Genomic DNA, 22,078 nt, shown 5'->3' on the forward strand with positions numbered 1-22,078 from the left:
AATCTTCTTCGAGCGGCTGGTAGAGCCGAAAGACTCATCGAGAGCGCTCGGACGGGATTCGTTGCCAACGCTACGAAGCACGGATTCGAGGACCCCATGTGCGGGGGCCATAGGCGGCGAACTCAAAATGTCAGACCCTCGTGTCAGGCTGTGCTTATGGAAACCAGGGCGATTGTGGATGCGAAAGGCGGGGCCGGTCTGGCCGATGCCGTCACGTCCCTGACTGCGATGGTGGACGAACTGACCGGAGTCCTGCGCGTTTCTTCGGAAGCTGCGGATAGTGCTCACGGCGTCGACAGTCATGATCCGCTGCGGGAACTTACCGGGTCCCGCCTGGACGGCCTGGGCGTCGTGGCCCGGATCGAAGCTGCCACTGCAGCCGTCAAAATGCGCCTGCTCGCCGAGTATGCGGAAGCAGCGGCTGCCATGGAAGCGCCGGCGGAAAGCGCGTATGAGTCGTCGGCGCGCGAAGTGAGCCTGGTCGCGGAAATCGCCTGCGTGCTGACTGTTGGGGAACGCGCCGCAGCAGCACTGCTGGGGGAGGCCCACGCGCTGACCACAGCCTTGCCGGCGGCACTGGATGCCTTGCAGGCCGGGGAGATTTCATGGCAGCACGCCCGGATCATCGTCGACGAAACCAGCGGTCTCGGCACTCCCGCCGCTGCCGCACTCGAGGCGCACTTCCTGGACCCGGACGCACCGAATGCGGCCAGGGGTGCCGCCGCGGGGGAGCTGGCACCGGCCCGCTTCCGCCGGAAGGTGCGTGCCTGGCGGGAGCGCCATCATCCGGAATCCCTCCAAAGCAGGCACGCGAAGTCGGTTGAAGACCGGCGGATGGAGTACTCGCCGGACCGCGATGGGATGGCATGGATCTCGCTCTGCCTGGCTGCGGACACGGCGTCTGCCATTTGGAACAAGACGTCTGCCATGGCGCGTGGACTGCAGGGACCTGATGAACCGCGCACCCTGACCCAGCTCAGGGCCGATGTGGCCGCCGGTTTGCTGCTGGGGAATTCGGGTGAGCTGGCCGGGTCTGTGCCATCCCTCAGGGCAGATGTGCTGGTCACGGTTCCGGTCTTTTCCCTCCTCGGTGCCACGGACGAACCCGCCGAACTCGACAACTACGGTCCCATCCCGGCATCGATGGCGCGCGCACTCGTTTCGGAAGGCGCCAGCTCGTTCTACCGCGTCCTGGTGGACCCCCGCGACGGGGCGCCGCTTGAAATTGGCCGGATCAGCTACCGGCTCCCGGAGGCACTCAAGCGGTGGTTGCGCATGCGCGACGGAAAGTGCACCTTCCCCGGCTGCAGCAACCCCAGCCAGGACAATGAGGCGGACCACCTCTTAGCCTGGGAGCACGGAGGCGCCACCGGCATCAGCAACCTCGGACAGGTGTGTCCCAAACACCATCGACTCAAGCATTGGAGCGGCTGGAGCCCCGGTCCGGCTGCCATGAATGAGCCACCCGGTTGGATCTCGCCAGCCGGCCGTCACTACAACGCCGAACAACCGGACCGGGAACCAACACTCTGGCCCCCGGGCTGCCTGCCCGAAACCGGCTGCCTGCCAAAAGAAGGCAGTCCGCTGGAGGCAGTCATCGTCGACTTCCTCGTGGCCTCGTAGCCGCTGCATCAAACCCGCGCGTGGCAAATTGACGCCCGTAAGCAGCCAGTAGCTGCGTTGCCCGCGGCACGCGGGGGCGGTCCTGTGTGTCCTGCCGACGTGCCGACGTGCCGACGTGCCGGCGCTGTCGGCATGCCGGCTGACGTTCGGAACCGCAGGCGCGCCCAGCAGACGCACGAGCTCTGCCCAGCTGACGCGCGAGCTCGTTGTCCCTTCCCGTTCACCCGCCAGCCACCGTGGCGCCGCAAACCGTTACGGCAGGCAGAGCATTCTTTTCACGCACCCTTCCGCCCTCCAACAGTTCCTTAACGCCCGCGACTCCTTGCCGCCCGCGACGCCTCAGCCCGCTGCGCCTACACCCCGGTCCTGCCGGGAACAGTCCAGCCCGGCACATACGGGTCCGGCCCAGCCCAGTTCACCGCCAGCCCAGAGCCCACGAGAAACAGGACCATCCCATGCCCTCAAAGACAATGAAAACCACGACGGCGGCACTCACCCTGGCGTTCGGCCTCCTCGCGTTCCAGCCCGCCTTCGCCGGATCAGCCCACGCGGCGGACAACACCAGCGACAGCAACCAGGCTTTCACCTTCGCCGCCATCGGCGACATCCCGTACGGCGCCGCCGAGATCGCCAAGTTCCCCTCGCACATCCAGGACCTCAACGCGGACAAGGACCTCAAGTTTGTAGCACACGTGGGCGATATCAAGAACGGCTCCTCCCTCTGCTCTGACGAGTACTTCTCCTACATCCGCGCCCAGTTCGACACCTTCACCCACCCGCTGGTCTACACGCCCGGGGACAACGAGTGGGTGGACTGCCACCGCACCAACAATGGCGCCTACAACCCCCTGGAACGCCTGGCCAAGATCCGGGAGGTCTTCTTCAACCAACCCGGCAAGACCCTCGGCGCCACCATGCCGGTGAAGTCGCAGGAGAACCTGGGGCTCCCCGAGGATGTCCGCTTCGAGAAGAACCGGGTGGCCTTCTCCGCCCTGAACGTCCAGGGCAGCAACAATTCGCTCCTGCCGTGGACCGGGCTGGGCAAGAGCACCCCGACGCCGGAACAGTTGGCCGAGGTGCAGCACCGGACGGACGCCGTCATCGCGCAGATCCACCAGACGTTCGAGGACGCCAGGCGCAGCAACGACCGCGCCGTGGTGCTGATGCAGCAGGCCGACATGTTCGATCCGTCGCTCCTCGCCGACGCCACCGCCAACCCGGAGACCGTCTCCGGCTTCCGGGAAGTCGTGCAGGCCATCGTCGAGGAGACCAATAGCTTCGACGCTCCCGTCTACCTCATCAACGGCGACAGCCACATCTTCACGGCAAACCAGCCCCTCGCCGCCGGCTCGCCCTGGCTGGATATCTACGGCGCACCCGCCGCGGACAACCTGAAGCGCATCACCGTGGACGGCGCCAACAACGCCGTGGACTACGTCCGCTTCTCTGTGGCCGGCAACAACGCCAAGGGAGGCGCCGTCCTGAGCTGGGAAAAGATCCCCTTCAGCCAGTAGGCACCCAACGGGAAGGGGTCGACGGCGGGTACCCGCCCGGCGTCGACCCCTTCCCGCTTTTAGGTCTGGACACTGATGATGGGCGGACTTATCGTGCAAGGGTGGCGGCTGCCTGACCGGCAGGATGGCAAGCCTTGCCGGTCCGCTGATGCGGCCGTCCAATAGAAGGAGGCAGCAGATGGCACACGTTCAAGAGGTAGAAGAGACCGTTGAAGTCGCCGTCCCGGTGCGGACCGCGTACAACCAGTGGACCCAGTTCGAATCCTTTCCGAAATTCATGTCCGGCGTGGAGTCGATTACGCAACTGACGGACACCACCAACCACTGGATCACCAACGTGGGCGGCGTCAGGCGGGAGTTCGATACGGAAATCGTCGACCAGGAGCCTGACGACCGGATCGCCTGGCGCAGCATCGACGGCAAGTCGCACGCCGGCATCATCAGGTTCACGCCGCTGGATGCCAACCACACGAAGGTTAAGGTCCACTTCGAATGGGCGCCGGAAACCGTTACTGAAAAGGCCGGCGCGGCACTCAAGATCGACGAGATGCAGGTGAAGGCCGACATGCGGAAGTTCAAGGATTTCCTTGAGTCCCGCGGCACTGAAACGGGCGGCTGGCGCGGCGAAGTCTAGGAAAGAAGCCAGGGTGGGCGGACGACGGCGGGTACCCGCCGTCGTCCCCTTCCTGTACCTGTTGCGGACCCCGTGGCCGGTGTGTCAGGATTCCCCTGATCGTGACCCGTCCCCAGGAGGTGAGACCCATGAACGCAGTGTCCGCAATGGGTGCTCCCTCGCAGCCCACGATCGCGCGACTGAACTAGCCGCCACCGGGAGCGCCGAACAGGCTATTCGCGAAAGGCGACTCCCAATGAACTCAACACCATCTTCACAGGCCTCCTCCCAACGCGCCCTCGTCCTTGGCGGCGGCGGATCAACAGGCAACGCATGGCTGATCGGCATCCTCGCCGGCCTGGCCGATGCCGGCCTGGACGTGACGGGCGCCGATCGCGTCATCGGAACCTCCGCCGGATCCACCGCGGCCGCCCAGATCGCTGGTGCCACCCCGGCCAAACTCTATGCCGCCATTCTTAACGCACCGCTCCCGCAACGGCCCCACCCGGCGGCAGCGGCAGCTGCCGGCAATCCGGTCCCAAGCCATTTGGAGCGGACCGGCAGGATCATCGCCGCCTCCGAGAACGCGCCCGACATGCGCCGGAGGATGGGTGCGGCCGCCCTGGACCTGGCCGAAGGTTTTGACGCCTCGGAGCGGTGGCGCTCCGCCGTCGCGGCACGGCTGCCGAAACCCGAATGGCCGGATCACGAGCTGCTCATCACTGCGGTCGACGCAAAGACCGGTAAACCGGTGGTCTTTGACTGTCACAGCGGCGTGGCCCTGGTGGACGCCGTGGCGGCGAGCTGTTCCAGCGCCTCCGCCTACCGGATTGGGACCAACAGCTACATCGACGGCGGCTACCGGCGCAACGAGAACGCCGACCTGGCTGCCGGCTGCGGACGCGTGCTGGTGCTGTCACCCTTCGGGGGGAGAACGCGGATGCCGCTGGAATGGGGCATGCAGCTGTCAGCGCAGGTGGAGGAACTGCGGGCAGCCGGCAGCAGGGTGGAAACCATCTTCCCGGACAGCGAAGCTGAGCACATGTTCGGGCCCAACGCGATGAACCTGTCCCTGCGCCCGGCTGCTGCACAGGCCGGCTACAACCAAGGCAAGGCCCTGACCGGACACCTCTCGCAATTTTGGTGCTGACCACAAGGGGGCGCCGGGCAAAGCTGACGACGGCGGGCGCCCACCCGTCGTCGTCAGTCTCCCTTCGGGTATACCACCGGAAGGCCGGCTTTCTCTGCCCTGTGGAAGTTCCCGTCAATGTGGACCACGTCGCGGCCGGCGCGCTGGAGGAGGCTTGCCGCCACAGCCGAGCGGTATCCCGAGCCGCAGTGCACCCAGAGCCGCCCCGGAGGGACTTCGTCCATTCGCCGGAGCAGCTCGTGAACAGGGATGTTCACGGCGTCCCGGATGTGGGAGTCCTGGAACTCATCGGTGCGCCGGACGTCCAAAACGGTGTCATCCCCGGGCTTCTGCAGGACTTCCTTCCAGCCCACGCTCTCGTACCAGGAGGTGGCCGCCCCCGGTGCCACTTCCGCGGGGCCGGCGCCGATGGCTGCGTCCGGGTTGTCGATGCCAATGCGGGATAGATCCCGGATGGCGTCCTCCACGTCCTGCCGCTCGCCCACGAGGGTCAGCTTCTCGTTCCATGGGAGCACCCAGCCCAGGAAAGCGGTGAACTGGGTACCGTCGCCATATTCAAAGCTGACGCTCCCGCTGAGGTGGTTGCCGGCAAACGCGATGCGGTTCCGCAGGTCCACCACCCACTCACCGCGCCCCAGCCGGGAGGCCAGCTCATCCCCGTCCAGCGAGTCCGGCAACTCCAGGTCCGGCGCCGCGGGCCCGGCCATATTGATGGGAGCCATGTGCGCGTAGTAGGAGGGGTATGCCGTGAGGTTGTGGATGAGTTCGCGGACAAAGTGCTCTTCGTCGGGGTCTGTGAGGGCATGGTTTTCCGCCAGCTGCTCGCCGATGGTGGAGGCTTCCGCTCCACTGGCCGGTCCTGATGAACAGAAGGAACCGAAGCCATGGGTGGGGTAGAGGCCAGCGTCCTTTCCGGCTTCCTCCACCAGGCGGCGTACCGAGGCGTACTGGTGGTGGGTCAGCGGCTCGGTGTCTTCCGCGCTTACCAGGTCGGTGCGTCCCACGGAGCCGTAGAGCAGGCTGCCGCCGGAAAACACGGCCTGCCGGTCACCGTCGGTGATGATGTAGGAAAGGTGGTGGTGCGTGTGGCCGGGCGTCGCCACCGCTCTGAGGACCAGCCGCCCGACGTGCACGGTGTCACCGTCCGAAACCGGCTGCCGTTGGTACGGGACGTCGTCCTCCGCGCTGACCAGGTAGGCAGCGTTGTGCGCGGTGGCCAGCTGCAGGCCGCCCGTCACATAGTCATTGTGGATGTGGGTTTCCGCGACGTGCGTGATCCTCACCCCGGCATCCGCCACAGCCTTGTCTACCCGGTCGGTGTCGCGTTGGGGATCGATGACCACACCCACCTCCCCGTCGTGGACCAGGTATGTGCGGTCACCAAGCTGGGGCGTTTCGATCGTGACGACTTCCATGTCCCAATTCCTCCTCGAATGGGTGCTCACCTGATCGTCACGTTACCCCGCGCTTAACGCGGCCGGTACCCCGCAAACTGAAGCGGACGACGCCCCGTCCCCACCCGCCGTCGCCCGCTTCAGTCCAGCTATTCCTCGATGGTGACGCCGCGCCAGAACGCGATCCGGTCCTCGATGTGCCTGGCGCGCGCCTTGGGCTCCGGGTAGTACCAGGCCGCGGCATCGTTCAGCTCGCCGTCCACTTCCAGCGTGTGGTAGCTGGCCGTCCCCTTCCAGGGACAAAAGGTGTTCTTGGTGCTCTCCCGAAGGTAGGCCGCGTTGACGGCGTCGCGCGGAAAGTAATGGTTCCCTTCCACCACCACGGTGTCCGCGGACTCGGCGATGACTTTCCCGTTCCAGATAGCCCTGACCATGAGGTTCCTTCCGTCGCTGCCGCCACAGAATCGTGACGGTACGGATCCCAACGGCGGGGTCGGCGGCCGTGTTCCCGCGGCGCCCTACTCCGGGCTCTTGTCGATGACGCAGAACCGGTTTCCGTCCGGATCCTCGAGGACCACGAAGTCGGGATCCTCGGGGTACATGTCCCAGTCGACGCGCTTGGCGCCGAGCGAGACGAGCCGTTCCACCTCCGCCTCCTGGTCATCCGCATACAGGTCCAAGTGGATCCGCGGGTGCTCCTGCACAGGGGTTTCGCTGAGCATCAGGGACAGTACCGCGCCAGGGCCCGACGCCGGCGCAAGGGTCACCCACGTATCGTCACCTTCTTCCCGGGGGACATAGCCGAGAGCGTCATGCCAGAAGCTGGTGGCGGCGGCAATGTCGTTGACGCCGAGGACAAGGGTTCCGATAGTCAACATCGGGCCAGCCTAAACCCGGCAGATGCGGCCCCGCTAGACCCGCCTGCATAGCGCGAGAACAATACCTGAACAGCCAACGATTGATACGTCGGAAATATCCGACGTATACTTTAGGGGTGCTTCCCGATGTCTTCGCCGCCGTGTCCAACCCGGCCCGGCGCGTCATCCTGGACGAGCTCCGGCACGGTCCCAGGACGGCCGGCGCACTCACCGGCCTGCTGGACCTCAGCCGGCCGGCAGCATCCGAACACCTCGCAGTGCTCCGCGAAGCAGGACTGGTCCGGGAAGAGCGTCAGGGCAGGAACAGGGTGTACCACCTCCAGCCCGCCGGTCTGGCCGAGATCGGCGGCTGGGTAAAGCACTTCGAGCACTACTGGAACCAGCGGCTGGACGCCCTGGCAGACCTTTTGGACGAGGAGAAACCATCATGACCGAGAACGCCATCCGGCTGGAACGCCGCTACGCCCACCCCATGGAGGCGGTCTGGGCGGCGCTGACCACGCCAGAGCTGCTGGCACGCTGGTGGGCGCCGGGCAACATCGCCCCCGTAGTGGGCCACCGCTTCACCATGGACATGGACGCCTGGGGCCGGCAGCAGTGCGAAGTCCTCACCGTGGACCCCGGCACCTCCATCAGCTTCCTCTTCTCCGAAGGCCAGCTGGACACCACCATCACCTGGCGCCTGGAACCGGTGGACGGCGCCACCATCCTCCACTTCGAGCACGCAGGCTTCCAGCTCGACACCCCCATGGGCCGCCACGCGATCGAGGGCATGGGCAACGGCTGGACGGGACTCCTCGGCCGCCTCGACGGCATCCTCGCCCAAGTCTCCTGAGGCAGTGGGTGGGTGTACGACGGGGGGAAGCGGCCGCCGTCGAACGCCCACCCAGGCTCCTTCCGCCCGTTTACTGAAGGACGGTGAAGGGTAACGATGGAGTATGACTGATTCCGAAGCCGGCGGCGCCAACGACCCCTTTGACGGCAACGACGGGATCGTGGCCGGAACCGACCACGAGGAGACGCCTGAGGCCATCGCCGAGGATGTCCGGCACGACATTCAGCTGGGCCATGTCCAGGACGACGTCAGCCATGTCCTTGAGGAACGCTTCGAGGAAGCGGGCATCCAGGTCCGGCCCGAAGAAGTGGACGACCTCGCCGAGGAAATCGAGCGCGAAGCCTCCAGCTAACCCCTGAGCCGGGCGGGCCTGAAACGGCGGGTAACGACCTGGACCAGTGCGCTGGCCGTGTTGGGCGCATGGCCCCCAGGGGTCATACCGGTGGTCCAGGTGGCCCGCCCCTTTGCACCCAGGATGATGCTGCCGGGCCGGGGTAACCGCTGACCAGGGCCGCGTCCGGCAGAATGGCCGTATGTGCGGCAGATACGTAATGTCCAAGGCCACCGGCGACCTTCTGAGCTACTTTGATGCCAAGGAAGTCGAGGGTACCCCGCCCCCGCCCAGTTGGAATGTGGCCCCCACGGAGCCGGTTCCGATAGTGGCCGAGCGGCTGGACGAAGGCGCCATCGAGCGGCACCTGCTCGTGGCCCACTGGGGCCTGGTCCCGTCCTGGGCCAAGGACATCAAGATCGGCAACAAACTGATCAACGCCCGCAGCGAGAGCATTCTGGAGAAGCCCTCGTTCCGCAAGGCGGCCGTGAAAAGGCGCGCCATTCTTCCCGCTGACGGCTACTACGAGTGGCAGAAGACGGAGGACGGCAAGAAGATTCCCAACTACCTGTACTCCGAGAAGGAACCGGTGCTGGGCTTCGCAGGCCTGTACGAGTGGTGGGCCGACCCGTCCGTGCCCCAGGATGACCCGGGCAGGTGGCTTCTCAGCTGCACCATCCTGACCACCACCGCACAGGACGCGCTGGGGCACGTCCACGACAGGTCGCCGGTGATCATTCCCCGCGACCGCTTTGCTGACTGGCTGAACCCGGACCTGACGGACAAGAACGACATCCAGCACCTGCTGGACTCATTGCCCGAGCCCGTCCTGACGCCCCGGGTGGTCAGCACCAGGGTCAACAGCGTACGGAATGACGGGCCGGAACTGATCGAACCGGCCGAGTGACACCGGGTTCCGGAGGCCGGATCCCTGCCAGCCGTGGCTTCAGGGCCAGTCGGCGCGGGTGAAGCGGATGGGGCTTCGCAGCGTCAGAAGGCAGTCCGAGGTCCACTCCGCCACGTTGTGGCCCTCCAGCGGGTCAGGCGCAGCAACCTGCTGGGCATCCGGGTTGGTGGTGTCCTGAAGACCTTCGGCCGAGCTTTTCATATGTCCCCCTTGGCAAAACCTGTGTGCCAACCCTAGGGACCGCCTGAGGCGCAGGGAAGAGGGTTAATCCACTGGCGGGATAAACTTCGCAAATCTTGAGCAACGGCGCTGCTCTGGCCCACTGCCACCTTTCGATCTACCTTCCGGCACGCGGGAAAACAGTACTGAAGAAGGTGGCGAGAGCGTCGGCCTTGCCCTGAATTTCGGGCCAGAGAGTGGCTGTTCGTGGAGCCGCAGAGCGTGATGGCGGGACCTCTGGGAAGAACGGCCAGCGCCGGGTAGGTTTCCTTGCCTCCTTTGCCAGGACCAACGCTAGGTGGGGCTCCGCCAGCCGGCTAGGGGCGGAGGACCCGGCCAGGTGCCGGGCTGCCGCTAACGGCAGCGCTGCCGGCCGCCGCCAGCGGAATGACCTCCACCCGGGATCCAGGTCCCGCGAGCACCAGCACGTATTGCGCTGCGACCCCCTCCAAGGCAGCCGCAACCTGCGTGACGGCCTCCGCAACCCCCGGCAAAGGGGCGGACGACGGCGGAAGTCCGGGGCCGCCGTCGTCCGCCCTTAGCCAGGTGGTCACCTTGGCGCCCCCGGTGGCTTCCGTGATCCCGCGCGCGAAGGCCTCGGGGTTCACGATGCCGGCCGGATAACCACTGACCAGGGTGATCCGTTCGATGACCCTCTTGCGGATGGGGGCTGCGGCTGCGAGCAGGGCGCGGTCGTGCCGCCACAGGGCAAAGTGGTAGCCCGCCACCAGCCCCGCCGCCACCAGGAGGCCCAGCGGTGCGCGGACGCGGTCCAGCAGGCTGCCGCCGGAAACGTCGCCCAGCAGGTACTCGAAGAGCCGGTAGCCGATGACGAGCAGGGTAATGAGCGCCACCACGGCACTGACGCCAAAGAATGCCACCAGGTAGACGCGGCGGCCCGGCGGAATGTCCCCGGCGGTCCGCGGCTGGTGGCGGGGCTTCCACGCCAGCCACCAGACCGGTGCCCCCACCGCCAGTGAACTGAGGCCGCCAAGGAGCAGGGTCCGGGTGGCACCTCCGGCCAGCGGGGAGACAGCGGCCGCCAGCAGCGCATTCACCACCACCCCTACACCGGAGGCCGCTGCGGCCAGTGCCGCCGCGGACGTGACCAGGAGGCTGGCACGCCGGGTCCGGGTGGAGCGGTGGACGGAGGCGGTGCGGTGGAAGCGCCACACCAGTGCCCCGATGGCCACGGCGGCGATGGCCGGGGCGAGTGGCTCCAGCAGGTCGTTGATGGGGGCGCTGCGGTCGAATGCCAGCCGCAGGAGGACAAACAGGATCACGCCCAGCCCTCCCAGGGCGGTGATGCCGGCCATGAAGACGCCCACGCCAATGATCGTTACGTCCACCAGTCCGGTCTGGAACCTGCGGCCGCCCTCCCGGAACCAGTGCCACCACCACACCACCGCTCCGCCGGCCGCCCAGATGAGGGACCTGATGACGTCGAACCACCAGGGTTCAAAGGCGGCCGTTGCCGTAAAACCGCGGATCGCAATGTCCAGGAGGACGCTCAGTGCGGCGATGGCAGCGCCGGCGCCCAGCAGCAGCCCAAAGACGGAGCCGATGACGGCCCTCACGTCCTCGAGGTGCGATGACGGCTTGCGGGGGTGCTTCCACATCCACCGGTGCCACCACCAGATCGCCGCCCAGACTATTCCGTTGGCCAGTGGGGACGGCCACTGGCTTTCCTGCGTGCCAATGAAAGAGGAGGCAAGATCCAGGAGCGACGTGGTGGCGATGATGAGCGAGACCGCGTACATTCCGGTCAGGTAGAGGCCCCAGCCTGGCGCCCTGCGCTCTGCCTCGTCGTCAAGCCGCCGCCAAACGAACCACCACAGCAGCAACGCCAGCGGGCCGCCGATCAGGGTGAAGGCCAGCGACAGGGCCAGTCCGGCGACGTCGCCGGAGACCAGCGTGGACGTGGTGCGGAAGAGGCGCTCCAGCAGGCCGCTGAGTCCCGACGCTGCGATCACCACCAGGGCAAACAGCAGGACATACAGGATCAAGCGGCGGAGGGTTGCCAGTCCGCCGGCCGGGGCGGGGGCTGTGGTGGCTGCGGGGGAGCTCATTGCTTCACCGGCGCTACGGCGCAGGCCACCAGCGGGTAGGGCGGCTGGTCGATCATCCATTTCCCATTAACTTTGAGGAGCGAGAAGGCGTCTTCTGTCTCGTACTCGGACGGGCCGAACGGTCCGCCCTGGGACGAATGCACGATCGAAACCCTCACGGTGGCTGAATCGGTGCGTTCCGTCGTCGAAACCAGGACCACGCGGGCTGGCCTCGGCTCGCCCGGGTAGTTCCCACTGCACCGGCTCCTGGCACCCTCGGTGAGGTAGGACCCGGCGGCGGTCAGGTCGCCGTCGATCACTGCTTTGCTGTACCGCTGGACCACGCCGGCGGGGCTTGACTCATCCAGCGGGGCAGGCCCGCCCCGGGTGAAGACCACTGCCAGGGCCACCACCACCAGCACCACCACCACGCCCACCAGAGCGAGCAGGATTCTGTCGGGTCTTCGGCGGTCCGCCGCCGTGGTGTCGTCCATGGGGGAAGTATGGGGCATGCAGGGGGTGTTCGCCCGTGTCTTTTGGCCCGTATGTGGGAAGGCCGGGGACTGCACACGGAAATTCGCAAGGTACAGCGCCACCCGCAGAGACGACGCGCGTTGCTGAAAAAAGCAACCTCGTTGCTTCAAACGCAACTACTTCGTGCCGTTCGATGGATGCTGCCCGGTCGCTGCCATGAGCCCTTCTGTTGGAAATAGCGCTGTAGAGCGTTTCGGAAAACTCTTGACTGTGTTGCGCGTCACGGCCTATCTTGAAACAACCACGTTGCAAGCAGTGCAACTCCAACTTTTATTGGTGGTTTCATGAGTACCGAACAAAACTCACCCGGGGCAGGAGTGGTTGCCGCTGACGCCAACCCTTCGGGCCGGGCAGGCCAGGGCACGGACAGCGCTGTGGCCAGCAAAGACCTACGACGCCGGGTGGTCACTGCCAGCTTCATCGGCAACTTCGTCGAATGGTTCGATTACGCGGTGTACGGCTACCTGGCCGCAGTCATTTCCTCAGTCTTCTTCCCCGAAGCGGACCGTCAGACCGCGCTGCTGGCTACCTTCGCCGTCTTTGCCATCTCGTTCTTCGTCCGTCCCCTGGGCGGCTTCTTCTGGGGCCATATCGGCGACAAGCTGGGCCGGCGCAAGGCCCTGTCCCTGTCAATCGTCATCATGTCCGTCTCCACGTTCTGCATCGCCCTCATTCCCGGCTACGGAACCATCGGCATGCTGGCCCCGGTCCTCTTGCTCTTGGTCCGCGTGGTCCAGGGCTTCTCCGCGGCAGGGGAGTACGCCGGGGCCTCTGCCTTCCTGGTGGAATACGCGCCGGCCAACCGCCGCGGCCTCTACGCCGCCGTCGTTCCTGCCAGCACTGCTGCCGGCCTGCTCCTTGGCTCACTGATCGCGGCACTCCTCAGCTCGGTGCTCAGCACGGACCAGCTGCACGAGTGGGGCTGGCGGCTGCCGTTCCTCCTGGCTGCTCCCATGGGCCTGATCGGCCGCTACATCCGTACCAAGCTCGAAGACACCCCGGCCTTCCGCGCACTCGCTGAGCAGGAAGAGTCCGCCCCCAAAGCGCCGGCGCTGGACATGTTCCGGACCTACCGGAAGCAGCTCATCATCGCCTGCGGGGCGGTGCTGCTCAACGCCGTCGGCTTCTACGTCATCCTCAGCTTCATGACCACCTACCTGTCCGAGGAACTGGGCTTTGGGCCCACCGAGTCCTTCCTCGCCACCACCATCGCCCTGGCCAGCTACATCGGCTTCATCTTCCTGACCGGCATCGCATCCGACCGCTTCGGCCGCAAGCGGATGCTGATCACCGCGTCAGTGCTGTTCATGCTCCTGACAGTCCCGGCGTTCATGCTGCTGGACACCGGCAACTTCCTGGTGATTGTCCTGGTCCAGATCCTGCTGGGCGGCATGCTCACCCTCAACGACGGCACGCTGCCCAGCTTCCTGGCCGAACTGTTCCCCACCAAGGTCCGGTACAGCGGCTTTGCCGTCAGCTTCAACCTCTCCAACGCGCTGTTCGGCGGGACCGCGCCGTTCATGGCCACCCTGCTCATCGGCATGACCCAGAGCAAGCTGGCCCCCGGCTGGTACCTCGTCGCCGCCTCCGCTGTCTCCCTGATGGCCGTGCTGTTTGCCGCCGAAACCTCGCGGAAGCCACTCAGGCACCTCTGACCAAGGGGTCTCCACAAGCCAACCTCACTACGCAAACCAACACCGGCTGCACAACAGCAGCCGGCACCCATTAGAAAGGCACACCCGTGACCATCACCGCTGACAACGCGTCCTCCATCGCCGAACTCGAGCGCCTCAAGGTCCTCCACATCGGCTCCAAGGGCAAGCTGACGTTCTCCGACGCGGAGTTCGAGCGCCGCCTGGGCGGCCTGCGCCGGATCATGGCCGCAAAGGACCTGGACGCCGTCATCCTCACCAGCTACCACGGCATCAAGTACTACTCCGACTTCCTCTACACCACGTTCGGCCGGAACTACGCCCTGGTGGTCACCGCCGACGACTCGGTCACGGTCACCGCCAACATCGACGCCGGCATGCCGTGGCGCACCTCCTACGGCGAGAACATCGTGTACACCGACTGGCGCCGCGACAACTTCTACTTTGGCCTGCAGGAGGCCCTGCGCCAGCGCGGGGTCAGGGCCAACCGGATCGGCGTCGAGGACGACTTCCTCCCCGGCCTGACCCGCGAGAAGATCTCCGCAGCCTTCCCGGGCGCCCAGCTGCTCGACGTATCGCAGGATGCCATGCGCCAGCGCATGATCAAGTCTGCCGAGGAAATCGAGGTCATCAAGCACGGCGCCCGCATCGGCGACCTGGGCGGCGAAGCCATCCGCAACGCGATCCGTGAGGGCATCAGCGAATACGAAGTGGCCCTGATCGGCACCGAGGCGATGGTGCACGAGATCGCCAGGACGTTCCCCCACCGCGAAGTCCGCGACACCTGGGTGTGGTTCCAGTCCGGCATCAACACCGACGGCGCCCACAACTGGGCCACCACCCGCAAGCTGCAGCAGGGCGACATCCTCTCCCTGAACTGCTTCCCCATGACCTCCGGCTACTACACGGCCCTGGAGCGCACCCTCTTCCTGGGCCAGCCGGACGAGCGTTCGCTGGAACTGTGGAACATCAACGTCGAGGTGCACCGCCGCGGCCTGGAACTTATCAAGCCCGGTGCCGTCTGCAAGGACATCGCCGCCGAGCTCAACGAGATCTACATCAGCCACGGCCTCCTGGCAAACCGCACCTTCGGTTACGGCCACTCCTTCGGCGTCCTCAGCCACTACTACGGCCGCGAAGCCGGGCTGGAACTGCGCGAGGACATCGACACCGTCCTTGAGCCCGGCATGGTGGTCTCCATGGAACCCATGATTACCGTTGCCGACGGCCTGCCCGGCGCCGGCGGCTACCGCGAGCACGACATCCTGGTCATCGGCGAGGACAACTCGGTGGAGAACATCACCAAGTTCCCGTTCGGCCCCGAGCACAACATCATCGAGGCATAAGCAACTGAACAGCCGGGGCGGCGCCGTGGACAACGGCGCCGCCTTCGGCGTCTATCGCAGACGATAGGGAAAGATGGTGTCCACCATGACTCCTGCAAAGACCTCCGACAGCAACGGCAACGGATCCGGCACCAACGGCGGGCAGGACGCGAAAGGCGCCTCCGTCGTCGTCAACGCCATCGCCGTCCTGCGCACCTTCACCGCGGACGAACCCTTGCTGGGGGTCACGGAAATCGCCAATCGCGTGGGCATGCACAAGAGCAGCGTCTCCCGGATCCTGGCAACCTTCGAGCAGGAAAACCTGGTGGAGCGGGACCCGGAAACCAAGCGGTTCCGCCTGGGCCTGGGACTCATCGCCGTCGCCGGACCGCTGCTGGCGGAGATGGAGGAACGCCGGGTGGCGTACCCCGTGCTGCGGCAATTGACCGAGCAGACGGGGGAAACCAGCGCCCTCATGCTGTGGAACGGGGACGAAGCCATCTGCGTGGAGCAGATCGCCAGCCACCACCAGATCAAGCACACCACGCCGCTGGGCGCCCGCTACCGGGACGCCATGAGCGCCTCCGTCCAGGTGTTCCTGTCCACGCTGCCGGCCGAGCGGGTGCGCGAATTGCTGCGGAGCGGGACCATCACCTTCCCGGGACTGGACGACGCCGGACTGGCGGCTTACGAAGCCCGGCTCCAGGATGTTGCGCAGCGGGGATGGGCGGGGAACTACGGCGAATCGTCCATGGACGAGGTGGGCGTCGCCGCACCCGTCCGCGACCACCGCGGTGACGTAGTGGCCGCCGTCCTCATTCCGGCGCCCCGATTCCGGGTGTCCAGGGAACAGTTCGAGAGCCTGGGCGACGCCTGCGTGGCCGCCGCCGCCAAGGTGACCACCCGGCTCGGTGGCAGGCCGGCAAACTGACGCTCGAAGGCCAAGGCTTTCCCCGCTCCATGGGGGCTGGTCAGCGTAGCGCTTGTTCAATCATGAGCACCGCGAGGAAGCCGATGTAGAAAGCGCTTGAGCCGACGGCGGTTTCACCCTGGGCGTGCGCCTCGACGAGGAGCTCTTCCGTGGCCAGGTACATGAACGCCACGGCCCCAAAAGCCAGCACTGCGGCCAGTATTACCGGCGTGGCCCCGGCGAGCAGCCACAGGCCAAGGAATGTGCCGGCGACGGTGAGGAGCGACAGGAGTACGGGGACCGCAATAACCACTGCGCTCCGGGCTTCCGTACCGAGGGCCCCTGCCAACGACAAGCCGACAAAGAGGTACTCGATGGCCAGGGCAATCGACAGCAGCACCCCGGTATGGCCGCCGGCGGTGAAGCCGGCCCCGAGGATGAGCCCGTCGATAAAGAAGTCAACGGCTGTCGCGCCGATCATCCCCCATGGAAGGCCGGAGGCCTGCCGGGCCCCGGTCCGTCTTTCAAGACGTCCAGTGAGGGCGCGCATGCCGAACATCACGGCAATGCCGGCGGCGAAACCGACGATTGAGACCAGTCCGCTTTCGCGCACCACGTCCGGCAGCAGTTCCAGGGCTGCGGCCGCGATGACCACACCGGCCGCGAAATGCTGCAGTCCGCTGGTGGCCCGCGGCCCCGGAGCGCGCAGGGTGGCTGATATGCCGGCCGCGCCCGCAGCAAGTACCGGGACAAGGGTTAGAACCAGTTCCACAGACTGCACAATTCCACCCGCCCCGTTCCATCCGTTTGCCCCCGCGCCCATCGTAGGACCCGCGCAGCGGGTTTCAGGCGCACGGCCGGCGGGGACCGTAATCCCCTTGGGGCCAACAATCCCTTGCGATAATGTTCGGGTGCATGCAGATAAGGCCCGTGGCTTGAATCGGGAGGACCCTGGCCTGTCCACCCTGTCCACCCTGTCCACCGTCCAGATCCCGGGGCACGGCCGCTTCTACGTGACGGACTCCGCCCTGGAAATGGTGGGCGTGTTCGGTGGGGCGCTTCATTGCTACCTGGGCGGCGGTGGCTGCCGGAAGCAGGGCCTCTACTTTTCCCGGACCCTGCCCCGTAAGCCCCTGCGCTGCCGCATCATGCCTGGGGAGCGGGACCAAACCCAATCGGGGCCCGGGGAGCCCGAATTGGACATCAGCGTAAGCCACGATCTCGCTCCCAAGCTGGATGGAGCGGTCCTGGACTTCGGCCTGTACAACAAGATGCAGCGCTTCGTATGGCGGTCCCTCCCCGGCGTGAAAGGGCCTCAATGCACCTGCCTCCGTTCAACCGGAGTCCCGGCCGGCAAACGGTCACCCTGCCTCGACGACGCCGGGATCGGCCTGACTGACCTGCCTTAGCCGCTGCTTTCCGCCCTGTCCCCGCACCGAACCGCCCCAGAAAGGAACATCGACCATGTCTGTTGTAAAGATCAACGCAATCCACGTCCCGGAGGGAAAGGGCCCCGAACTGGAACAGCGTTTTGCGGGCCGTGCGCACGCCGTCGACGGCCAGCCGGGATTCGAGGGCTTTCAGTTGCTCCGACCGGTCAAGGGCGAGAGCCGCTACTTCGTCGTCACCACCTGGTCCACGGAAGAGGATTACCAGAACTGGCGCAACCGCCAATCCGGCGAACAGCACGGTGGCGACCGCAAGCCGGTGGCCACCGGCGCCGACCTGCTTGAGTTCGAAACCGTCGAATTCTGACTGACCCTCGATCCGCGGCTGGCGTTTCCCGGTAGGGAACGGCCGCGCCTAATGCACGGCCTTCGTCCCTCCCTGCGGCGGGTGGGACGTCAGGGCAGCCCTGCCATCCGAGCCGCCAGGTGCAGCGCCGCCAGCCGGCCCGTGCCGCGCGGGTCGCCGCCGCACAACTCGAAAATCCGTTGCAGCCGGTGATGCATGGACTGCCGTTCCAGATGCAGTTCGCGGGCTGACTGGGCTGTGTTACAGCCGGAGTCCAGCCACACCTGAAGGGTTTCCAGGAGTTGGGATTGGCGCTGCGCATCATGCTCCAGCACGGCCCGAAGCTGCCGGTTGACGAACGCATCGCGTGCCGAGGCGTCCAGGCAGGTCAGGGCGAGGCTTTCCACCGCGGCGTCCCCAGCATCAATCACCACCAGCCCACGGGCGGGGTACCGCCTGCGGGCCGATGCGTTCCGGCGCCGGATCTGCCGAATCTCCAGGGCACGGCGGGCTTCCGCCAGCGACCAGGCCGCCTCCGCCACTCCGCCGGCCAGCGGCCCGACGGCGATCACGGCATCCCGGTCCCCCTCCAGGGCCTGCAGCGATTCCAACAGCCGCCGCCTTTCACCGGCGGTATCGGCGCAGGGCAGCCCAATCATCACCACCAGTTCGGCGTCGTCCAGGTAGGCGGCGCAGGGTATCCGCCGCAAACTCAGGAAGTTTTCGACGGCGCCACGCAGCTCCTGCGGGGACGCCGCGTGGATTGCCGCCACCACCACGGGGGAATCCGTGGGGAAGCCGGCGCCCGGTGCCAGCTGCTCGAGCCGCCACTCCGGTGCCGCGTTGAGTACGGCGCGCATCAGTTCAGCCCCAGCCAGGGCGTGCAGCCCGGGAGGCGTGTGCTGCAGCAGTGCCAGCCCAAGGATGTCCACGGCACGCTCACCGGCCACCCGCGCCAGCGCGGTGTCTGCGTCCTCCGGGACCTGCACCTCCAACCGGCCCATCAGGACGCCCCGCACCGGGATGTCCACGCTGATCACCGCTCCGGCGGCCGCCGGAAAAGGGATGCGGTGCCCGCCCCGGCCCGGGGCGCCGTCGTCCGCTGCTCCTTCTTCCGGCTGCGCGTCATCCTCCCGCGCCCCTTGTTTCCCAAGCCAGCCCTCGGGGACGGCGCTGCCCATGGTGACTCCCCATGGCGACGTGAGCTTCACGCCGGATCCGGTGATGCCCGCAAGGACGCCCAGGATCTTGTCCAGCGAGGCGCCGTGGGCCAGCTCCGCGGCCATGGCCCGCGTGGCGGCGTCTGCCTGCTGCAGGTGCCCCACCGACTCGCTCACCAGCATGGAGTTGATGGCCTGCATCACGCCCACAAACGGAACCACCTTGCGCAGTTCCACCACGGGCAGGCCGAACTCCTCCGCCTTCTGCAGCATGTCGGCAGGGATCTCCGGCAACGCGCCTCCGGTTTCAATCGCGAGCGCGGCGATGCCGCGCTGGGCCAGTTCGCGCACATAGTCTTCACGTTTGGCCGGCGTGGCCGTGGCCAGGGTGATGCCGCCGCACAGCAGCAGCTCCCCGCCCCGGAGCAGGGGAGCGATGTCCAGGACTTCGCTGGAATGGACCCAGCGGACGGGCTGCGCATCCGCCACCGCGCCCAAGGGGTGGACTACGGGATCGGCGGCGGCGAGGGCGGGATGGGCGAGTATTTCGCCAAGAAACACTGACACGACATTCCGTAACGTAGTAGGAGGATCTGTTCGACAGATCGTATCTTGTTCCTTGTGATGAGGGCCACATAGCCTTTTGGTACTTATCCACCTCACGGAGGCCCCCATGCAAGAAAAGCTTTCAACAGCCACGCACGGCCAACCTGGCCAGGCGGTACAGGACCACAGCGTTGTGGACCACGAAGCCTGGCTGCAGCCCATCCCCGAGTCAGCACGAACACGCAAGGTATCCGGCCAGTTCTGGATCTGGGCGGGCGCCAACCTGGCACCCATCAACTGGGTGCTGGGGGCACTCGGTATCCAGCTGGGACTAGGGCTCGCGGACACTGTCACCGTCCTGGTGCTGGGCAACCTGATCGGCATGCTGCTCTTTGGCTGCTTCGTCCTCCTCGGCCAGAAGACCGGAGCCACGGGCATGGTCCTGGCCCGGGCGGCGTTCGGACGCCGCGGCAACTACCTGCCGGCAGCCATCCAGGCCCTGCTGGTCATCGGATGGTGCGCAGTCAACACCTGGATCATCCTGGACCTTGTCATGGCACTCTTCGGAACCCTCGGCTGGGTTGACCCCGAAGCCCCCAACTACGGCTGGAAGATCGGCGTCGCCACCTTCATCATGGCCCTCCAGGTGGCCATTGCCTGGTTCGGCTACAAGGCCATCGCGGCCTTCGAGAAATGGACCGTGCCGCCCACTATCCTTATCCTCGCCGTCATGTCCGCCGTCGCCTGGTTCGGCATGGACATCGACTGGGGCTACGCCGGACCTGCCGGCGCCATCCTGGAAGGCTCCGAGCGCATCGCGGCCATGAGCGCCGTCATGACCGCCATCGGCATCGGCTGGGGCATCACCTGGTTCACCTACGCCGCGGACTACTCCCGGTTCGTCAGCACCAGCGTCCCCAAGAAGAAGGTCTACCTGGCCTCCGTGCTGGGCCAGTTCATCCCCGTGGTGTGGCTGGGTGTCCTTGGTGCCAGCCTGGCCACCAACAGCGGGCAGATCGATCCCGGCAAGCTGATCGTCCTCAACTTCGGCGCCATGGCGCTGCCCGTGCTGCTGATGGTGCTCCACGGCCCCATCGCCACCAATATCCTGAACATCTACACCTTCTCCGTCGCCACCCAGGCCCTGGACATCTCCATCAGCCGCCGCAAGCTCAACCTGTTCGTCGGCGTCTTCTCGCTCGCCGCCGTCGTCTTCTTCATCTTCCAGGAGGACTTCGCCGCGGTGCTCGACGCCTGGCTGATCGGCCTGGTGGCCTGGGTGGCCGCCTGGGGCGGGATCATGCTGGTGCACTACTTCTGGCTGGACAAGCGCTGGCCGGGCGAGCCCGAGCGCCTGTTCGACGCCGTGGGTACCAAGCGGCTCCCCGGTGTCAACTGGGCGGGCGTCGTCTCCCTCGTGGCCGGCATCGTCGCCACCTGGCTGTTCATGTACGGCCTGATCCCCATCATGCAGGGACCCATCGCGGTAGCCCTGGGCGGCTGGGACCTCTCCTGGCTGGCCGGCGGTCTGACCAGCGCCGGCGTGTACGCCATCCTCGGGCCGCGGCAGCACATCCGCTACCTCGCACTCGAGCCCCGGGCGGCAGCTGAAACCGAGGGCCAGCCGGCCGGCACCACGCCCGCCCTTCCCGCCCTCTAAGCGGCACAACTCCTCTTCCCTGCAGAAACCTGGCGGGCGCCCTGCGCCCGCCGAAAGGATTTCCCGTGAACCAGCCCGCCATCGCGGACCCCCTGCACACCGTCATCTGGCCCGACGGCGCCAAAGCCGCCGCCTCCTTCACCTTCGACGTGGACGCCGAGTCCTGCACCATCGCCCACGACCCCACCAGCACACGGCGCATGTCCCTGATGACCCACCAGTCCTACGGCCCCAGGATCGCGGTACCACGGCTCCTGAAGATCCTGGAGCGCCAGGACATCAAGGCCACCTTCTTCATCCCCGGCTTTACCGCCGAGTCCTACCCGGACATCGTGCGGCGCATTGTGGACGGCGGGCACGAGGTAGCCCACCACGGATACCTGCACGAACCTATGCAGGCTATCGACGCAGCCACCGAGGCCGGTTACATTGACCGCGGCCTGGAAGCGCTGGCCAAAGTGGCCGGTATCCGTCCCGTGGGCTACAGGGCACCCTGGTGGGAGCTGAACTGGCACTCCCCGGGCCTGCTGGCAGACCGCGGCTTCCTCTACGATTCCAGCCTGCTCGACGGCGACGCCCCCTACCGGTTCGCCGTCGCCGCCGATGATCCCCGGGACATCGTGGAGATCCCCGTGGACTGGACCCTGGACGACTGGGAGCAGTACGCCTTCTACCCGGGAGTGACCGGCAGCGGCGTGATCGAGAGTCCGGCCAAGGTCCTGGAAATGTGGACGCTTGAGGCCGAGGCCCACCACTCCCAAGGCAGCTGCTTCGTGTTGACCAACCACCCGTTCATCTCCGGCCGGCCGTCCAAGGCAGTGGCCTTGGAGCAGCTGATCGAGCGGGTGAAGGGCATGGACGGCATGTGGGTGACCACCATGGAGCAGATCGCCCGCCACACCAAGGCCACGGTGACCGAGGTCCACACCCACGCGCGGATCGAGGTGCCGGTATTCCCGGGCGCGGGTGCGCAGTTTGAGCCGGCCATGGTGCGGCAGGGGGTGCTGGCCTAAAGTGACCCCAAGGGCCGGTGCCGCCGGCCGGG

At 66.5% G+C, this 22,078-nt stretch carries 23 protein-coding genes; 15 read left to right on the top strand and 8 right to left on the bottom strand.

The features are described 5' to 3' along the window. Window positions 1–156 precede the first annotated feature (156 nt). The 4 genes from J2X98_RS02850 to J2X98_RS02865 all read left to right on the top strand — a co-directional run bounded on the left by J2X98_RS02850 (window position 157) and on the right by J2X98_RS02865 (window position 4,900). Window positions 157–1,623: an HNH endonuclease signature motif containing protein gene (locus J2X98_RS02850; protein WP_307304047.1), complete on the top strand. Its 1,467-nt coding sequence runs from the start codon at window positions 157–159 to the stop codon at window positions 1,621–1,623. A 455-nt stretch (window positions 1,624–2,078) separates the two neighbouring features. After that, a complete protein-coding gene (locus tag J2X98_RS02855) occupies window positions 2,079–3,137 on the top strand; it encodes a metallophosphoesterase (protein ID WP_307304049.1) in 1,059 nt (352 codons plus the stop codon). Between the two features lie 178 nt (window positions 3,138–3,315). Beyond that, window positions 3,316–3,771 carry an SRPBCC family protein gene (locus J2X98_RS02860; protein WP_141945734.1) on the top strand — a complete coding sequence of 152 codons (456 nt, stop codon included), beginning with the start codon at window positions 3,316–3,318 and terminating at the stop codon, window positions 3,769–3,771. A 235-nt stretch (window positions 3,772–4,006) separates the two neighbouring features. Further along, window positions 4,007–4,900 carry a patatin-like phospholipase family protein gene (locus tag J2X98_RS02865; protein ID WP_307304051.1) on the top strand — a complete coding sequence of 298 codons (894 nt, stop codon included), beginning with the start codon at window positions 4,007–4,009 and terminating at the stop codon, window positions 4,898–4,900. Between the two features lie 53 nt (window positions 4,901–4,953). On the opposite strand, the gene J2X98_RS02870 is transcribed toward J2X98_RS02865, so the two are convergent. The 3 genes from J2X98_RS02870 to J2X98_RS02880 form a co-directional block, all read right to left on the bottom strand. Further along, window positions 4,954–6,315 (bottom strand): MBL fold metallo-hydrolase, encoded by a 1,362-nt coding sequence (locus J2X98_RS02870; RefSeq protein ID WP_307304053.1) that lies wholly within the window; start codon window positions 6,313–6,315, stop codon window positions 4,954–4,956. Between the two features lie 128 nt (window positions 6,316–6,443). Beyond that, the gene (locus J2X98_RS02875; RefSeq protein ID WP_307304055.1) at window positions 6,444–6,728 is read right to left on the bottom strand and encodes a DUF427 domain-containing protein; all 285 of its coding nucleotides are present in this window, start codon (window positions 6,726–6,728) and stop codon (window positions 6,444–6,446) included. Window positions 6,729–6,812: 84 nt separating this feature from the next. Then, complete coding sequence (locus J2X98_RS02880; protein ID WP_141945740.1) at window positions 6,813–7,172, bottom strand: VOC family protein; 360 nt, start codon at window positions 7,170–7,172, stop codon at window positions 6,813–6,815. 116 nt (window positions 7,173–7,288) lie between these two features. Here J2X98_RS02880 and J2X98_RS02885 point away from each other — a divergent pair, with 116 nt between their 5' ends. The 4 genes from J2X98_RS02885 (at window position 7,289) to J2X98_RS02900 (ending at window position 9,245) form a co-directional block, all read left to right on the top strand. Further along, window positions 7,289–7,603, top strand: coding sequence for an ArsR/SmtB family transcription factor (locus tag J2X98_RS02885; RefSeq protein ID WP_141945743.1), 315 nt, complete (start codon window positions 7,289–7,291; stop codon window positions 7,601–7,603). Further along, window positions 7,600–8,007, top strand: a complete 408-nt coding sequence (locus J2X98_RS02890) for an SRPBCC family protein (RefSeq protein ID WP_307304058.1) — start codon at window positions 7,600–7,602, stop codon at window positions 8,005–8,007. Before J2X98_RS02885 ends, J2X98_RS02890 begins: the two co-directional genes overlap by 4 nt. Window positions 8,008–8,110: 103 nt before the next feature. After that, a complete protein-coding gene (locus J2X98_RS02895) occupies window positions 8,111–8,359 on the top strand; it encodes a hypothetical protein (RefSeq protein WP_141945747.1) in 249 nt (82 codons plus the stop codon). A 181-nt stretch (window positions 8,360–8,540) separates the two neighbouring features. Beyond that, on the top strand, window positions 8,541–9,245 hold the full coding sequence (locus J2X98_RS02900) for an SOS response-associated peptidase (protein ID WP_141945749.1): 705 nt from the start codon (window positions 8,541–8,543) through the stop codon (window positions 9,243–9,245). A gap of 39 nt (window positions 9,246–9,284) precedes the next feature. On the opposite strand, the gene J2X98_RS02905 is transcribed toward J2X98_RS02900, so the two are convergent. From J2X98_RS02905 to J2X98_RS02915, 3 genes are all read right to left on the bottom strand, one after another. Further along, complete coding sequence (locus J2X98_RS02905) at window positions 9,285–9,446, bottom strand: hypothetical protein (protein ID WP_160147597.1); 162 nt, start codon at window positions 9,444–9,446, stop codon at window positions 9,285–9,287. Window positions 9,447–9,781: 335 nt separating this feature from the next. Next, window positions 9,782–11,533, bottom strand: a complete 1,752-nt coding sequence (locus tag J2X98_RS02910; protein WP_307304062.1) for a DUF5671 domain-containing protein — start codon at window positions 11,531–11,533, stop codon at window positions 9,782–9,784. Beyond that, on the bottom strand, window positions 11,530–12,006 hold the full coding sequence (locus J2X98_RS02915; RefSeq protein WP_307304064.1) for a hypothetical protein: 477 nt from the start codon (window positions 12,004–12,006) through the stop codon (window positions 11,530–11,532). Before J2X98_RS02915 ends, J2X98_RS02910 begins: the two co-directional genes overlap by 4 nt. A gap of 324 nt (window positions 12,007–12,330) precedes the next feature. On the opposite strand from J2X98_RS02915, the gene J2X98_RS02920 reads away from it, so the two are divergent. From J2X98_RS02920 to J2X98_RS02930, 3 genes are all read left to right on the top strand, one after another. Continuing rightward, window positions 12,331–13,701, top strand: coding sequence for an MFS transporter (locus J2X98_RS02920; RefSeq protein WP_307304066.1), 1,371 nt, complete (start codon window positions 12,331–12,333; stop codon window positions 13,699–13,701). Window positions 13,702–13,787: 86 nt separating this feature from the next. Then, window positions 13,788–15,044: an aminopeptidase P family protein gene (locus tag J2X98_RS02925; RefSeq protein WP_141945759.1), complete on the top strand. Its 1,257-nt coding sequence runs from the start codon at window positions 13,788–13,790 to the stop codon at window positions 15,042–15,044. A gap of 73 nt (window positions 15,045–15,117) precedes the next feature. Next, window positions 15,118–15,954 carry an IclR family transcriptional regulator gene (locus tag J2X98_RS02930; RefSeq protein WP_141945761.1) on the top strand — a complete coding sequence of 279 codons (837 nt, stop codon included), beginning with the start codon at window positions 15,118–15,120 and terminating at the stop codon, window positions 15,952–15,954. A gap of 40 nt (window positions 15,955–15,994) precedes the next feature. Here J2X98_RS02930 and J2X98_RS02935 read toward each other — a convergent pair whose 3' ends face one another. Then, the gene (locus J2X98_RS02935) at window positions 15,995–16,705 is read right to left on the bottom strand and encodes a ZIP family metal transporter (protein ID WP_141945763.1); all 711 of its coding nucleotides are present in this window, start codon (window positions 16,703–16,705) and stop codon (window positions 15,995–15,997) included. A gap of 163 nt (window positions 16,706–16,868) precedes the next feature. Here J2X98_RS02935 and J2X98_RS02940 point away from each other — a divergent pair, with 163 nt between their 5' ends. Both J2X98_RS02940 and J2X98_RS02945 read left to right on the top strand, forming a co-directional pair. Further along, window positions 16,869–17,342 carry a peptidase gene (locus J2X98_RS02940; protein ID WP_307304070.1) on the top strand — a complete coding sequence of 158 codons (474 nt, stop codon included), beginning with the start codon at window positions 16,869–16,871 and terminating at the stop codon, window positions 17,340–17,342. Between the two features lie 55 nt (window positions 17,343–17,397). Next, the gene (locus tag J2X98_RS02945; RefSeq protein WP_141945765.1) at window positions 17,398–17,688 is read left to right on the top strand and encodes an antibiotic biosynthesis monooxygenase family protein; all 291 of its coding nucleotides are present in this window, start codon (window positions 17,398–17,400) and stop codon (window positions 17,686–17,688) included. An 89-nt stretch (window positions 17,689–17,777) separates the two neighbouring features. Here the strand turns inward: J2X98_RS02945 and J2X98_RS02950 are convergent, their stop codons facing one another. Then, window positions 17,778–19,394 (bottom strand): PucR family transcriptional regulator, encoded by a 1,617-nt coding sequence (locus J2X98_RS02950; RefSeq protein WP_141945767.1) that lies wholly within the window; start codon window positions 19,392–19,394, stop codon window positions 17,778–17,780. A 106-nt stretch (window positions 19,395–19,500) separates the two neighbouring features. Between J2X98_RS02950 and J2X98_RS02955 the strand changes: the two genes are divergently transcribed. Next, window positions 19,501–21,033 (top strand): purine-cytosine permease family protein, encoded by a 1,533-nt coding sequence (locus J2X98_RS02955; RefSeq protein ID WP_307304074.1) that lies wholly within the window; start codon window positions 19,501–19,503, stop codon window positions 21,031–21,033. 65 nt (window positions 21,034–21,098) lie between these two features. Beyond that, window positions 21,099–22,046 (top strand): polysaccharide deacetylase family protein, encoded by a 948-nt coding sequence (locus J2X98_RS02960; RefSeq protein ID WP_307304076.1) that lies wholly within the window; start codon window positions 21,099–21,101, stop codon window positions 22,044–22,046. The last annotated feature ends 32 nt before the right edge of the window (window positions 22,047–22,078 follow it).

It is taken from the genome of Pseudarthrobacter enclensis (assembly GCF_030811655.1).
GTDB lineage: Bacteria > Actinomycetota > Actinomycetes > Actinomycetales > Micrococcaceae > Arthrobacter > Arthrobacter enclensis_A.

What these genes read in the sequence shown, in the direction of transcription:
- J2X98_RS02855 (WP_307304049.1), top strand. Translation starts at nt 2,079, where the DNA reads ATGCCCTCAAAGACAATGAAAACCACGACGGCGGCACTCACCCTGGCG.
- J2X98_RS02860 (WP_141945734.1), top strand. Translation starts at nt 3,316, where the DNA reads ATGGCACACGTTCAAGAGGTAGAAGAGACCGTTGAAGTCGCCGTCCCG.
- J2X98_RS02910 (WP_307304062.1), bottom strand. Translation starts at nt 11,533, where the DNA reads ATGAGCTCCCCCGCAGCCACCACAGCCCCCGCCCCGGCCGGCGGACTG.
- J2X98_RS02865 (WP_307304051.1), top strand. Translation starts at nt 4,007, where the DNA reads ATGAACTCAACACCATCTTCACAGGCCTCCTCCCAACGCGCCCTCGTC.
- J2X98_RS02955 (WP_307304074.1), top strand. Translation starts at nt 19,501, where the DNA reads ATGCAAGAAAAGCTTTCAACAGCCACGCACGGCCAACCTGGCCAGGCG.
- J2X98_RS02920 (WP_307304066.1), top strand. Translation starts at nt 12,331, where the DNA reads ATGAGTACCGAACAAAACTCACCCGGGGCAGGAGTGGTTGCCGCTGAC.
- J2X98_RS02930 (WP_141945761.1), top strand. Translation starts at nt 15,118, where the DNA reads ATGGTGTCCACCATGACTCCTGCAAAGACCTCCGACAGCAACGGCAAC.
- J2X98_RS02870 (WP_307304053.1), bottom strand. Translation starts at nt 6,315, where the DNA reads ATGGAAGTCGTCACGATCGAAACGCCCCAGCTTGGTGACCGCACATAC.
- J2X98_RS02880 (WP_141945740.1), bottom strand. Translation starts at nt 7,172, where the DNA reads ATGTTGACTATCGGAACCCTTGTCCTCGGCGTCAACGACATTGCCGCC.
- J2X98_RS02915 (WP_307304064.1), bottom strand. Translation starts at nt 12,006, where the DNA reads ATGGACGACACCACGGCGGCGGACCGCCGAAGACCCGACAGAATCCTG.
- J2X98_RS02875 (WP_307304055.1), bottom strand. Translation starts at nt 6,728, where the DNA reads ATGGTCAGGGCTATCTGGAACGGGAAAGTCATCGCCGAGTCCGCGGAC.
- J2X98_RS02945 (WP_141945765.1), top strand. Translation starts at nt 17,398, where the DNA reads ATGTCTGTTGTAAAGATCAACGCAATCCACGTCCCGGAGGGAAAGGGC.
- J2X98_RS02890 (WP_307304058.1), top strand. Translation starts at nt 7,600, where the DNA reads ATGACCGAGAACGCCATCCGGCTGGAACGCCGCTACGCCCACCCCATG.
- J2X98_RS02895 (WP_141945747.1), top strand. Translation starts at nt 8,111, where the DNA reads ATGACTGATTCCGAAGCCGGCGGCGCCAACGACCCCTTTGACGGCAAC.
- J2X98_RS02850 (WP_307304047.1), top strand. Translation starts at nt 157, where the DNA reads ATGGAAACCAGGGCGATTGTGGATGCGAAAGGCGGGGCCGGTCTGGCC.
- J2X98_RS02900 (WP_141945749.1), top strand. Translation starts at nt 8,541, where the DNA reads ATGTGCGGCAGATACGTAATGTCCAAGGCCACCGGCGACCTTCTGAGC.
- J2X98_RS02905 (WP_160147597.1), bottom strand. Translation starts at nt 9,446, where the DNA reads ATGAAAAGCTCGGCCGAAGGTCTTCAGGACACCACCAACCCGGATGCC.